This is a genomic window from Paraburkholderia sp. BR10954, from assembly GCF_040965775.1.
GTDB classification, from domain to species: domain Bacteria; phylum Pseudomonadota; class Gammaproteobacteria; order Burkholderiales; family Burkholderiaceae; genus Paraburkholderia; species Paraburkholderia youngii.
In genome coordinates this window covers 54137-66814 of sequence record NZ_JBFRCK010000011.1, presented here as the reverse complement: position 1 = coordinate 66814, position 12678 = coordinate 54137, and the positions used below count along the sequence as shown (strand labels likewise).

Annotated in this window: 12 protein-coding genes; 1 reads left to right on the top strand and 11 read right to left on the bottom strand. The window is 64.5% G+C overall.

The window, feature by feature from the left end:
• Window positions 1-7 precede the first annotated feature (7 nt).
• The 11 genes from AB4Y34_RS17445 to AB4Y34_RS17395 form a co-directional block, all read right to left on the bottom strand.
• The gene (locus AB4Y34_RS17445) at window positions 8-2059 is read right to left on the bottom strand and encodes a glycosyltransferase family 39 protein (protein WP_176380812.1); all 2052 of its coding nucleotides are present in this window, start codon (window positions 2057-2059) and stop codon (window positions 8-10) included.
• Between the two features lie 260 nt (window positions 2060-2319).
• Window positions 2320-3066 carry an SDR family oxidoreductase gene (locus AB4Y34_RS17440; protein WP_368716715.1) on the bottom strand — a complete coding sequence of 249 codons (747 nt, stop codon included), beginning with the start codon at window positions 3064-3066 and terminating at the stop codon, window positions 2320-2322.
• Window positions 3067-3136: 70 nt separating this feature from the next.
• A complete protein-coding gene (locus tag AB4Y34_RS17435) occupies window positions 3137-3724 on the bottom strand; it encodes a TIGR00730 family Rossman fold protein (protein WP_368716714.1) in 588 nt (195 codons plus the stop codon).
• Window positions 3725-3726: 2 nt separating this feature from the next.
• A complete protein-coding gene (locus AB4Y34_RS17430; RefSeq protein WP_013088915.1) occupies window positions 3727-4452 on the bottom strand; it encodes a TetR/AcrR family transcriptional regulator in 726 nt (241 codons plus the stop codon).
• Between the two features lie 282 nt (window positions 4453-4734).
• Complete coding sequence (locus AB4Y34_RS17425) at window positions 4735-5418, bottom strand: diacylglycerol kinase (RefSeq protein WP_176380814.1); 684 nt, start codon at window positions 5416-5418, stop codon at window positions 4735-4737.
• 20 nt (window positions 5419-5438) lie between these two features.
• Window positions 5439-6470, bottom strand: coding sequence for a glycosyltransferase family 1 protein (locus AB4Y34_RS17420; protein WP_176380857.1), 1032 nt, complete (start codon window positions 6468-6470; stop codon window positions 5439-5441).
• Between the two features lie 48 nt (window positions 6471-6518).
• Complete coding sequence (locus tag AB4Y34_RS17415) at window positions 6519-7460, bottom strand: UDP-2,3-diacylglucosamine diphosphatase (protein WP_176380815.1); 942 nt, start codon at window positions 7458-7460, stop codon at window positions 6519-6521.
• A gap of 755 nt (window positions 7461-8215) precedes the next feature.
• Complete coding sequence (locus AB4Y34_RS17410; protein ID WP_368716713.1) at window positions 8216-8740, bottom strand: RDD family protein; 525 nt, start codon at window positions 8738-8740, stop codon at window positions 8216-8218.
• A 21-nt stretch (window positions 8741-8761) separates the two neighbouring features.
• Complete coding sequence (locus AB4Y34_RS17405; protein ID WP_176380817.1) at window positions 8762-9535, bottom strand: DUF3106 domain-containing protein; 774 nt, start codon at window positions 9533-9535, stop codon at window positions 8762-8764.
• A 16-nt stretch (window positions 9536-9551) separates the two neighbouring features.
• Window positions 9552-9974, bottom strand: coding sequence for a DUF3619 family protein (locus AB4Y34_RS17400; RefSeq protein WP_176109136.1), 423 nt, complete (start codon window positions 9972-9974; stop codon window positions 9552-9554).
• A complete protein-coding gene (locus tag AB4Y34_RS17395) occupies window positions 9971-10534 on the bottom strand; it encodes an RNA polymerase sigma factor (RefSeq protein ID WP_008920621.1) in 564 nt (187 codons plus the stop codon). The genes AB4Y34_RS17400 and AB4Y34_RS17395 overlap by 4 nt, the downstream gene beginning before the upstream one ends.
• Window positions 10535-10890: 356 nt before the next feature.
• Here AB4Y34_RS17395 and AB4Y34_RS17390 point away from each other — a divergent pair, with 356 nt between their 5' ends.
• Window positions 10891-12654: an acetolactate synthase 3 catalytic subunit gene (locus AB4Y34_RS17390; RefSeq protein WP_176380818.1), complete on the top strand. Its 1764-nt coding sequence runs from the start codon at window positions 10891-10893 to the stop codon at window positions 12652-12654.
• The last annotated feature ends 24 nt before the right edge of the window (window positions 12655-12678 follow it).

Genomic DNA, 12678 nt, shown 5'->3' with positions numbered 1-12678 from the left:
CGCGGCTTTACTCGTCGCCGTGTATCTTGCCCGCCACCGGCGTACGCACGAACACGCGCAATAGCTCATCCGAATCACCCGGCCGCGCGCCGGACCAGAACAGCCGCCATTCGCCGGCCGGCGGCCGCGCGTTGTCCCGGCGGCTTTGCTCGATCAGCCACGTGCAGGCGGTCGTGCGCGGATCTTCGCTCGGCTGATGCACGATGCCCGTGTAGTAGAAGAGCATCGGCGCTTCGGATTCGCCGAGTCCGGAGCTCGCCATGCAGTCGCCGTCGTTCCATTCGATATCCATCTTCGCGCCGAGGTCGCGGAACACCGAGCGGTAGCTTTTCGCGTAATCGAGCCACGGGAGCAGCAGCGTGCTGACGAGCCCCCAGACGAGCATCGCGCCCGCGCACCAGCTGAGCGCGCCGCGCCATTTGCCCGCGTACTTGAACGACGGCAGCAGCCACAGCCAGCCGATCGTCAGCGCCAGCGCGCCGATGATCAGCGCGGGCGAAATCGGCAGCACCCAGTCGAGCGGTAGCCAGCGGCCGAGCAGATGCAGCGACGCATGGTTGCTCGCCGGATTCGTCATGGTGGACCAGACCATCCACACGAGTGCGGCCGCGCTGCCGAACAGCACGCGGCTCGTCATATCCCAGCCGGTATGCAGGCGCGCCGGCAAGCGTTCGACGCCCTGCATCGCGACCAGCGCGAGCGGCGCGATGAAGGGCAGGATGTAGAGCTCGCGCACCGTCGCCGAAGTTTGCAGCACCGCGAAACCGGTGCCCGCGAACAGCATCGGCAACGCCACGCGCGGATCGCGCCAGCGCCGCCATGCGCCACCGGCGAGCGCGGCCAGCGCGAGCGGCACGACCGGAAAACCGACGCTCAGCACGGTGCGCAGCACGAACAGGTGGCTCTCGTTTTCGGAGCCGAGCTCGGCGACCGAAAAACCGAAGAAGCGCCCGACGTTGTTATCCCACAGCCATACCTTGAAGAGCGCCTCGGAGCGCAGGTAGAAGCAGATCGGCCAGATCAGCGCGAACGGCGCGCAGACGAGCGCGGCGAGGCACAGCGCGCCCGCGAAGCCGCGGCTGCGGCATGCCGGATAGAGCAGCAGCGCCGCGCAGGTGGTGGCGCCGAACACGAGCGGCACGAACAACCCCTTGGCAAGCAGCGACACGCCGACACCCGCGCCGAACATCGCCGCGCCGCTGAGGATCGCGTGACGCCGCGTGCGGGCATCGAGCGGTCTGATCTGCCGGGCGGCCTGAGCATGCATCGGGAAATACGAGGCCGCGCCCGGGTCGTCACGCAGATGCACGAGCACGAGTTCGAACAATCCGCAAAAGCCGAGCGCGGCGCCGGCCATCAGTGCGACGTCGGTCATCATGTCGTGCACGTGCTTGACGACGACGAGCGTGCCGCCGAACAGCGCGAGCGTGCCGATCACGCGCAGGTCGAACCAGCTCGGCGCAGCGACCGCGCGACGCGCGACGCGCGCGGTGTAGTACACCGTGAGGCCCGCGAACAGCGCGCTCGCGAGCCGTGCCGCATCGTGCAGCGGCAGATAGCGGCCGAACATCCACGCGAAGCCGGTGGCGACCCAGTCGTAGATGGGCGGCTTTTCGACGAAGGGCTGGCCGGCATTGGTCGGCACGACCAAATCGCCGGTGTCGAGCATGTGCTGGACGATGCCGAATGTGTAGGTTTCGTCCTGCTTCCATGGCTCGTGGCCGAGAATGCCGGGGACGAGCCACGCGCAGAGGATCGCCAGCGCGACGAACCACAGCAGCGGACGGATCGCCGCGAGCGCGCGCCAACGCTGCAGGCCACGCGTGGCGCGGTCGGCGGAAACCGCTGAGCCCGATGCGTGCGCGGTGTCGACGCTGTGGATCGCGAGCGCCGAATCTGCTGTGTCTCCGATGGCGGGCTGGACCTGCGCGCCGGCAAACGGGTGTGCGGTGCTGGCGGTAAGCGCGGCCTCTTGCGCACGGCCCGCTGGAGCGGCCGAGGTGGCGGCCGTCGCGCTGGCATTGTGCGCGCGCCAGCGCGTGGACTGCTTGTCTTGCATGGATGTCTCTGGTCAGCGTACGCGTCGGCGTTGGCCTCGTACCTATGTTTTGCTTACGTCGCCTGCAAATGCATTCGATCCGGTCGATTGTAGCGCTGCAGTATTACGGAAGATTACAGCTGCGGGGAGGCGCTCGCATTCGATGAGCGGTTGTGTCGGTTTCACGACAAATCGACGGGGATACGTGGAACGAGAGGAGGTGTGGAGCGGACCGCGCCCTGCGTTCAAGGCTTGCGTGTCCACTTGCACGCGACGTTCGCTCACCGGCCGCCGGCAACGTCGAACAACGCGCCCGTCACGTACGACGACGCATCGCTGAGCAGCCATACGATGGCCTCGGCGACTTCGTCGGCGCGGCCGGGGCGGCCGAGCGGCGTGGTCGCGCCCAGTTGTGCGGCGCGTTCCGGCTTGCCGCCGCTCGCATGGATCTCGGTGTCGATCAGACCCGGACGCACCGCGTTCACGCGCACGCCGTGCGGGCCGAGTTCTTTTGCGAGGCCGATGGTCATCGTGTCGATGGCGCCTTTCGATCCCGCGTAGTCGACGTATTCGTTCGGCGAACCCAGCCGCGCCGCCGCCGACGAAACATTGACGATTGCGCCACCGGCGCCGCCGCGCTGGGTCGACATGCGCCGCGCCGCTTCGCGTGCGCACAGATAGGCGCCGAGCACGTTCACGTCGAACACGCGTTTCAGACGCGCGAAGTCCATATCGGCGAGCTGGCTCGACGGCGCGACGATGCCGGCGTTGTTGACGAGCGCATCGATGCGGCCGAAGGATTGCTGCAGCGTATCGAACATGCCGGTCACGTCGGCTTCGTTCGCGACATCGCCGGCGATTGGCAGCGCGCGGCCGCCCGCGTGTTCGACCTCGGCGACCGTCTGCTGCGCGGCGGCGAGGTCACGCACGTAGTTCACGCCGATGCACCAGCCGAGCGCGCCTAGCAGACGCGCGGTGGCTCGGCCAATGCCGCGGCTGCCGCCGGTGATCAGAACAGCTTTCGTCATCGCAACCTCGTCGTTGTGGTGATGCGTGCGCGGCGCTCCGCCGTCGAGTTCGAGTTCGGCGGAACGGGATTCAGATCGCGTCGCCTTGCACTGCTGCCCATTTGTCGCGTGCGGGCGGCGCGTAACGTTGCAGCTTGCCAATCAACGCGAGCGGATCGGCGTCGATTTGCAGCATGTCGAGATAGGTCTTGCGCAGGAAGCCTTCGTCGACCGTGTGCCTAAGCAGGCGGATCAGCGGCTCGTAGAAGCCGCCGGTGTTCAGCAGCGCGACCGGCTTGCCGTGGTAGCCGAGCTGCGCCCACGTGAAGACCTCGAACAGCTCCTCGAGCGTGCCCGCGCCGCCCGGCATCGCGACGAACGCATCGGATAGTTCGGCCATCATCTTCTTGCGATGATGCATGTCGGGCACGACGTGCAGCTCGGTCAGGCCGTTATGACCTACCTCCTTGCTGACGAGCAGCTCGGGGATCACGCCGATCGCGCGGCCGCCTTCGGCCATCACGGTGTCGGCGATCACGCCCATTAGTCCGACCTTGCCGCCCCCAAACACGAGCGCGAGATCGGCCTCGACGAGGGCGCGGCCGAACGCGCGCGCCGCCTGCGCATACAACGGCTTGGCTCCCATAGAAGAGCCGCAATAGACACACACCGACTTCATGCTCAACTTTCCTTCGATTCGTTGCGAGGCGCGGCGCCTTCACGCGGCGGCAAGTAGTCGTAGAACTCGCGCTTGGGCAGTGTGCCCGATACGAGGTCGTCGAACAGCTGCCGCGAGCGGCCGCGCAGATAGGGTGCCATCAGCGAGACGATCTGCACGCTGACCTGATGCAGCTCCTCGCGGATCGCTTCCTGCTCGTTGTATTTGCGCGGATTCATCACGAACTGATATGACAGCCAGTACGTGCCGATCACGCCGACGTTGGTCGCGATCACTTGCATTTCCTGCGGCGTTGCGACCATTTCGCCGTCGGCGACGAGTTGCTCGCAGAACTGGCTCGCGAAGCGCACCTTGTGGCTGATGATCTGCTTGAAATGCGTCTCGAGCGTGCGGTTGCGCGCGAGCAGGTCGTTGAGGTCGCGGTACAGGAAGCGGTAGCGCCAAGTGAAATCGACCATGTACTGCAGATACGACCACATTTCGTCGATGGTCGCACGATGGTCGTCGGGGAAACGCAGACGCTTCTCGATCTCCTGCTCGAACTGGCTGAAGATGCTGTTGATGATGTCGTCTTTGTTGCGGAAGTGGTAGTACAGGTTGCCTGGGCTGATTTCCATTTCCTCGGCGATCGTCGTCGTCGTGACGTTCGGCTCGCCGATTTCGTTGAACAGCTTCAACGACAGTTCGAGAATCCGTTCGCGCGTGCGGCGGGGAGGTTTGGCTTCCATGTCGTCCGGCCCTGGTTATGCCGGGCTGGGGCGCATGGCGGCGTGCCGCTGCTGCGTGTTCCACCCGGATGCGGTTGGTATATTGAGCTCTCCCGAACCCGCCGACACCCGGCAGGCCCCCCGAAAGGGCAGGATGAGGCGATGCGCGGATACGTTTGCGCGAGCGCTTTCCTGTGAGACCGTCAAACGATTATAAACCGAGCGTTCTAATACCCAACCGCCTGCGCGGATATTCAACCTGTTGGACATGGCCCAAGCGTGCGCTTCAACCCGCGTCGAGACTCAAAGCCACCCGCGAACCCAGCCGACCGCCAGTGGCCCGACGATCACCCCCCACGTCATCACACACATGCCGAGCGCGACCATCACGGCCGCGCTGCCGAGATCCTTCGCGCGGCGGGAGAGCTCGTGACGTTCGAGCGAGATCCGGTCGATGGCCGCTTCGACGCTCGAATTGAGCAGCTCGACGATCAGCACGAGCAGCACCGAGCCGAGCAGCAGCACGCGCGACACGGGATCGACGGGCACCACGAGGCCGCACGGAATCAGGATCGCGGCCAGCGTGAGTTCCTGACGAAACGCGCTTTCCTCGCGAATTGCGACGCGAAAACCGGCCAGCGAGTTTTTCATCGCGTGCCATGCGCGCGTGAGGCCGCGGTTGCCTTTGTAGGGGTTGAAGGGCAGCGGGGCGAGCGGGTCGTCGGGGCTGAGCGGTTCGTTGGGGGCGTCGTGGCTCGAGTCGCGGGTCGTGTCGTGGCTGGCGTCGCGTTGCACGCCGCCCGAGACGCTGGGGCCGCCGTTCCTGGACCTCTCGCCGTTCACCCGATGCACGGTATCCGCATGCCCGCTCACACCCGGCTCGCGGACATCGTCGAACGGTTCGATGCTCGTGGTGTCGCGGCTGGACTCGACGGCGCGCAGCGCGCCGTTCGACGCGCCTTCGGCGCTGGATCTACTGCTTCGCATGGATAGCTCCGCGCGCCGCATCACGCAGCGGCGCTTTCCTCACGATACGCCGTGGCGCGCAGTGGCTTCAAATGCGCGGCGAATTGGGCGGACGCCGCTGCCCACGAAAAGCGCTCGGCCCATGCGCGCGCATGCGATCGCTCGATCTTCAGCGCTTCGAGACAGGCCTCGCGCAGATCCTCATGCATCGCACCGGCGCCGCCGTCGCCGAGCACGTCGATCGGGCCGGTGACCGGATACGCGGCCACCGGCGTGCCGCATGCGAGCGCTTCGAGCAGCACGAGCCCGAACGTGTCGGTGCGGCTCGGAAACACGAAGACGTCGGCGGCCGCGTAGACCTTCGCGAGTTCGGCCTGCGACAGCACGCCCAGATAGTTGACCTGCGGGTAGCGCGACTTCAGTTCGGCGAGCGCCGGACCTTCGCCCGCGACCCACTTCGAGCCGGGCAGATCGAGCTGCAAGAAAGCCTCGACGTTCTTCTCGACCGCCACGCGTCCCACGTACAGGAAGATCGGCCGCGCCGTGTTGAGCACCTTCGAGTCCATCGGACGAAAGATCTCGAGATCGACGCCGCGCGTCCACAGCACGACATTGGTGAAGCCGAACTTTTCGAGGTCCTGCTTCACGACGGGCGTGGGCGCCATCACCGCGAGCGATGGCTTGTGGAACCAGTGCAGAAACTTGTAGGTCGCCGCGAGCGGGATGCGAAAGCGCGCCTGCACGTACTCGGGAAAGCGCGTGTGATACGCGGTCGTAAACGGCAGCTTGTGCTCGATTGCATATGCGCGGGCGGCCATGCCGAGCGGACCTTCGGTCGCAATGTGCAACGCATCGGGCGCGAAACGGTCGATGCGCTCGCGCAGCCGGCGGCGCGGCAGCAGCGACAGGCGTATCTCCGGATAAGTCGGGCACGGGATGGTGCGGAATTCGAGCGGTGTCAGCAGATCGACCTGATGGCCGAGCGCGGTGAGTTCGCGCCGGGTGTTCTTCAGCGTGCGCACGACGCCGTTGACCTGCGGCTCCCATGCGTCGGTGACGATCATGATCTTCATCGCGTTGTTCATCGCTGCGGGCCCTGTGGAATTGGAGAGTGGAACTGCTCAGGCAGTGGCGCGGGCTTTTTGCGTGCCCTTCTGGGGCGCGCGCAGCGCGGTCCAGAAGATCACCTTGAGTTCGCCTTCATAGGTCTCGACGAGCGCCGACAGACTCTCGACCCAATCGCCATCGTTGCAATAGAGCACACCGTCGATCTCGCGCATTTCGGCCTTGTGGATGTGCCCACAGACGACGCCGTCACAGCCGCGGCGACGCGCTTCGTCGGTCATCACGGTTTCGAACGACGAGATGAAGTTGACCGCGTTCTTGACCTGATGCTTCAGGTATTGCGACAGCGACCAGTACGGGAAGCCGAGCTTGCTGCGAATCCGGTTGAACCAGCGGTTCAGCACGAGGATCATCGTGTACAGCGTGTCGCCGAGATAGGCGAGCCATTTCGCATGCTGGATCACGCCGTCGAACAAATCGCCGTGCACGATCCACAGCCGCTTGCCGGCGAGCGTCGTGTGGAACGCTTCGCCGCGCACGTGGATGTCACCGAACGCGAGGTCGCAGAACTGGCGCGCGGCTTCGTCGTGATTCCCGGGCACGTAGATGACCTGGGTGCCTTTGCGCGCTTTGCGCAGCACTTTCTGCACAACGTCGTTGTGGGCCTGCGGCCAGTACCAGCCTTTCTTCAACTGCCAGCCGTCGATGATGTCGCCGACCAGGTACAGGTACTCCGATTCGTTGTGGCGCAGGAAGTCGAGCAGATAACCGGCCTGGCAGCCGCTCGAGCCGAGATGGATATCCGAGAGCCAGATCGTGCGATAGCGATGTGGATCGTCGTGGCCGTCGTCGGAATGATCGGCGTGGGCGTCGAGTGATGGCGTCGCCGGCAGCGGCAGGCCGTGATGAGTAGAACCCGGGGCGGGCCGGAACGCGACGGGGTCGACGCTCGGACCGGTTTGACGAAACAGGGAAGTCGCGGACGTATTGGGGTCCATGGCTCACGCGTCGAGTGGCGGTGCCCGTATTGGGCCAGGCGCGAGTGACTCTGCCGTGACAGTCATGAGAAGTTCTTATTACGGGGGCCTTGGCGGGGCCTGTTTTTTGGTTGTTCTGGCTTTTTTGGCCTTTCCTTGCTGGCTTGTCGGTCTATTAGCGTTGCCCCTGTGCGGGGCGGCACCTACTTTCTTTGCTGCTGCAAACAAAGTAGGCAAAGAAGACAGCTCAAACCGCCAGCTCATAAGCGGGTCCCCTGGCTTGGCAGGGGTAGTGGTGCATCTGGAATCCGTGCCCCCGCACATTCGACGGCAGTGACAAAGCCGTCATTCATCCCACTCCGCACTGCGTGCGTCGCGGACGGGTCAGCCGGGGAAACCGGCGGGTTTGCCCGCGCAGCGGGGGGCCCTCGGCTGCGCCTCGGCGAGGCGCCGAAACAACGAGTGGTTTTGGAGCGGGGATTCGGCGCGCGGAGCGCCGCCGGAAGAATGACTTCCTTGTCATGAACGCGGAATGTGCGGGAGCACGGATTCCAGATGCACCACTACCTCACGCGGACCAAGGGACCCGCTTAAGAGTTAGCGGTTTGAGCTGTCTTCTTTGCCTACTTTCTTTGCAGCAGCAAAGAAAGTAGGTGCCGCCCCGCACAGGGGCAACGCCAATAGACCGACAAGTCAGCAAGTAAAGGCCAACACTGCAAGAACAAAGACAAAAAGCCCTAACACCGCCAAAGGCGGCAACGCATTCAGCACGCGCGCTAGCGCACAACCTGGACCACCCGCGTCCCCGCGAGCCGATCATGCAAAAACTGCCGCTGCGGATCAAACCGCCCACTCGCGGCCCAGACCACGAACCAGACGCCCGCAAAAACAAGCGTCTGCGGCACCCGCAAGCCAAGAAGCGGATGCACCGCCAACGGCGGCAAAAACCACAACCAGGCGAGCACATACCGCGTAATCGCCCGTCCAACGGAAACCGGCCCGCCATCAGCGCCAACAACCCGTAACCGCCAGGTTTTCATCGGCAGCGTCTGGCCACCATGCGTCCAGAACCAGACGAAATACACGCCAACCACGAAGCCAATCCAGCCGGCGAGCAGGTTGTGATGCGCGAGCCCGTTACGCTGCTGCGTCAGCGTGCTGAACAGATAGCCGGCGAGAAACACCACGCCGAACAGAATGACCGCTTCGTAGAGCAGCGCCGCCAGCCGTCGCCGGACGGTGGGCGCCGTGCCGCCGGGCGCGGCGGCGGGCAGGCTGGGAGTGACGAGCGACTGGGACACGTAATGGGCTCGGGATCGGAATCAGGAGCCGTGGAAGATCGCCGGCGCTTCGGCCGGCGACACCGGCACCGGCGTCGCCGGCACGAAGCTGCCCGCCGCTGGAATCGCGGGGGTGGCCGGCAGCGAGGCCGCGGCCGGTGCCGAGGCGCCCGGCGCGGCGCTCGCCGCCGCGGCAGCGCTGGCGCCCGCGCCGTGCTCGCGCGCGTTCACGAACCGGTCGATGCCCTTGATCTCATTGCGAGCCGACGGCGGCGCGCTGACGACGCTGGGGCGACGCTTGCGCTCACTGGCGGCGAGCCGCTCCTTCGTTTCTTCGGGCAGTTGTTGGTACGCCTTCCACGCGTTCTGGCGCGCTTCGCGCGGCAATTCCTTCGAAACCTGGTAGTTCTCGCGCGCGACGCGGCGCTGATCGGGCGTCATGCGCACCCATTCGCTCATGCGCTCATGCAGACGCTTTTGCGCATCCGGCGACATCTTTGCGTATCGCGACGCGATCTTGATCCACTTTCGCTTGCGTTCGTCGCTGTACGAATCCCACTGCGATGCGAATGGTGCGAGAGCGACATGCTCAGCGGCGCTTAGACGCGACCACGCGAGCGGGCTGTTGCTGCCGGGCAGGCCAGGCAAGTCGACGGAAAGTGCAGGGGCGGGCGCGGGCGCGGCGACGTTGACGCCGGGCGACGGATGGCCCGCCGGGGACGGGCTCGGATGAAAGCGCGGATAGGTCGCGACGAACGACACCAGTGCCGCGATCGTGCATCCGAAAACAACGGCCAGGCCGCGCTTGTAACTCACCCGAGGAATCTCCCGCTCAGTGGGCGCGTGAAAGATACGCGTTGAAGCCGTGGTCGAGATAGGCATTGAGCGGCAGGTCGTCGCTAAGCATGGCGGCATCGATATCGGCGAGTTCGGCGGTGCGCTGCTGGTCTTCCCAGTACGCGATGCCGATCAGGCTCACCACCAGCGCGGCGAGCGGCCACGCGAGCGCGAAGCGGCGCAGCGACCAGCGGCGGCGCGGCTCGAAGCCTCTCTGCGGCAACCCGGCCGGCATGCCGGCGAACGCAGGCACGAACACCGGCGCGCTGACGGCTTCGGGCTTCTTGCGCGCCAACGCGGCGCGACGCGCGGCGGCAAGCCGGTCGACGGTGGCGGGAGGGAGGCTGGCGGTGTTTTCGTCGAGCGCGCGGCGCAGTCGACGCGCAAACTCGAGTTCTGTGTTTTCGAGGGAGCTCATAGCGTGATTCCTTTCGCCTTGAGCGCTTGCGCCAGCGTGTGGGTGGCCCGGGAGCAGTGCGTTTTCACACTGCCTTCGGAGCAGCCCATTGCGGCGGCAGTCTCGGCGACATCCATATCCTCCCAATAACGCATGAGAAACGCCTCCCGTTGACGTGCCGGTAATTTCTGGATCTCGTCGTCGATCAACTGCAGGACCTGCTCGCGCTCGAGCTTCTGCTCGTTGCTCTCGGCGCCAGCCGAACCCGCCTCGGCCTCGAAGGTTTCCAGCGGGTCGAATTCGTCGTCGTCGGCATTGCCGAGCGACGAGAATAGACTAACCCAGGTATTGCGTACTTTGGCACGACGGAAGTAGTCGTGTGTCGCATTCTGCAGAATACGCTGAAACAGGAGGGGCAGTTCGGCCGCCGGGCGGTCGCCGTATTTCTCGGCGAGCTTGATCATCGCGTCCTGCACGATGTCGAGGGACGCATCGTCGTCCCGCACGGCGTAGACCGTCTGCTTGAACGCGCGCCTTTCGACGCCCGCCAGAAAATCGGCGAGTTCCTTGTCTGATGCCATCCGTGTGGGGGTCGGCGCAGCAAGCGTGCGCGTAATCGGTCGAAAAATGTCGTAAAACTCGCGGATGCTAACAAATTTTTGCTCAGATTGGGGTGAAACCTGCTGAACCTTGCAATTGCATGACAATCACATTCTGTCCGATCGCGCGCTCCTGCGCGTGTCCTAATGGCAATATTTTCTTGACCGCGAGCGCGCCAACAGCTATCGTCGCTGGTTCGCAACATAAGTGAGTTGTCTCAATTGAGGTGTGGCCCAAGAAGCCCACCTGTCAACTGGACGCGCCGCTTGAACCCGAGCCACAAGCCCGGCAGAGAGCACCCGATCAATTTTTTGCCGAAAATTCGAAAGGTGAATCAATGAATATGCCCAGCGCGGAATTCTCCACGTCGGATACGACCCCCCCTCACGAAGCAGACTCTATCGGCGCCACCGTGCTCATGAAGGCACTGGCCGACGAAGACGTCGAATTCATCTGGGGCTATCCCGGCGGCTCGGTACTCTACATTTACGACGAGCTGTACAAGCAGGACAAGTTCCAGCACGTGCTGGTGCGCCACGAGCAGGCCGCCGTGCATGCTGCCGACGCCTATGCCCGCTCGACCGGCAAGGTCGGCGTTTGTCTCGTGACCTCCGGCCCCGGTGTCACCAATGCCGTGACCGGCATCGCCACCGCCTATATGGATTCGATCCCGATGGTCGTGATCAGCGGCCAGGTGCCGACTGCCGCGATCGGTCAGGACGCGTTCCAGGAATGCGACACGGTCGGCATCACGCGTCCCTGCGTGAAGCACAACTTCCTCGTGAAGGACGTGCGCGATCTCGCCGCCACCGTCAAGAAAGCTTTCTACATCGCCCGTACCGGCCGTCCCGGCCCTGTGCTGATCGACATTCCGAAGGACGTGTCGAAGGCGCCGTGCCAATACGAGCCGATCAAGAGCGTGTCGCTGCGCTCATACAACCCGGTCACGAAGGGCCACTCCGGTCAGATCCGCAAGGCGGTGTCGCTGCTGCTGTCGGCGAAGCGCCCCTATATCTATACCGGCGGCGGCATCGTGCTCGCGGACGCGTCGCGTGAGCTGAACCAGTTTGCCGATCTGCTCGGTTATCCGGTCACCAATACGCTGATGGGCCTGGGCGGCTACCGCTCGAGTGACAAGAAATTCCTGGGCATGCTCGGCATGCACGGTACGTACGAAGCCAACATGGCGATGCAGCACTGCGACGTGCTGATCGCCATCGGCGCGCGTTTCGACGACCGCGTGATCGGCGATCCGAATCACTTCGCGTCGCGGCCGCGCAAGATCATCCATATCGACATCGATCCTTCTTCCATTTCCAAGCGCGTCAAGGTCGACATTCCGATCGTCGGCGACGTGAAGGAAGTGCTGAAGGAACTGATCGAGCAGTTGCAGACGGCCGAGCATGGCCCCGACACCGCGGCGCTCGCCGAGTGGTGGAAGGACATCGAAGGCTGGCGCGCGAAAGACTGCCTGAAGTTCGACCGCAAGAGCGACATCATCAAGCCGCAGTACGTGGTCGAAAAGGCGTGGGAGCTGACCGACGGCAACGCGTTCGTGTGCTCCGACGTCGGCCAGCACCAGATGTGGGCCGCGCAGTTCTACAAGTTCAACAAGCCGCGTCGCTGGATCAACTCCGGTGGCCTCGGCACGATGGGCTTCGGCTTGCCTGCCGCGATGGGCGTGAAGATGGCCCATCCGGACGACGACGTACTGTGCATCACGGGCGAAGGCTCGATCCAGATGTGCATCCAGGAGCTGTCGACCTGCAAGCAGTACGACCTGCCGATCAAGATTATTTCGCTGAATAACCGCTATCTGGGCATGGTGCGCCAGTGGCAGCAGATCGAATACAGCAAGCGCTATTCGCATTCGTACATGGATGCGCTGCCGGACTTCGTGAAGCTCGCCGAAGCGTACGGTCACGTGGGCATGCGCATCGAGCGCACGGCCGATGTGGAACCGGCGCTGAAGGAAGCGCTGCGCCTGAAGGATCGCACAGTGTTTCTCGACTTCCAGACCGATCCGACCGAAAACGTCTGGCCGATGGTTCAGGCCGGCAAGGGCATCACCGAGATGCTCCTGGGTTCGGAAGATCTTTAACGACGGGGCGCACGGGTAACTCCA

Coding starts and splice junctions, on each gene's coding strand:
- AB4Y34_RS17445 (WP_176380812.1), bottom strand. CDS start 2,059: ATGCAAGACAAGCAGTCCACGCGCTGGCGCGCGCACAATGCCAGCGCG.
- AB4Y34_RS17440 (WP_368716715.1), bottom strand. CDS start 3,066: ATGACGAAAGCTGTTCTGATCACCGGCGGCAGCCGCGGCATTGGCCGA.
- AB4Y34_RS17435 (WP_368716714.1), bottom strand. CDS start 3,724: ATGAAGTCGGTGTGTGTCTATTGCGGCTCTTCTATGGGAGCCAAGCCG.
- AB4Y34_RS17430 (WP_013088915.1), bottom strand. CDS start 4,452: ATGGAAGCCAAACCTCCCCGCCGCACGCGCGAACGGATTCTCGAACTG.
- AB4Y34_RS17425 (WP_176380814.1), bottom strand. CDS start 5,418: ATGCGAAGCAGTAGATCCAGCGCCGAAGGCGCGTCGAACGGCGCGCTG.
- AB4Y34_RS17420 (WP_176380857.1), bottom strand. CDS start 6,470: ATGAAGATCATGATCGTCACCGACGCATGGGAGCCGCAGGTCAACGGC.
- AB4Y34_RS17415 (WP_176380815.1), bottom strand. CDS start 7,460: ATGGACCCCAATACGTCCGCGACTTCCCTGTTTCGTCAAACCGGTCCG.
- AB4Y34_RS17400 (WP_176109136.1), bottom strand. CDS start 9,974: ATGAGCTCCCTCGAAAACACAGAACTCGAGTTTGCGCGTCGACTGCGC.
- AB4Y34_RS17395 (WP_008920621.1), bottom strand. CDS start 10,534: ATGGCATCAGACAAGGAACTCGCCGATTTTCTGGCGGGCGTCGAAAGG.
- AB4Y34_RS17390 (WP_176380818.1), top strand. CDS start 10,891: ATGAATATGCCCAGCGCGGAATTCTCCACGTCGGATACGACCCCCCCT.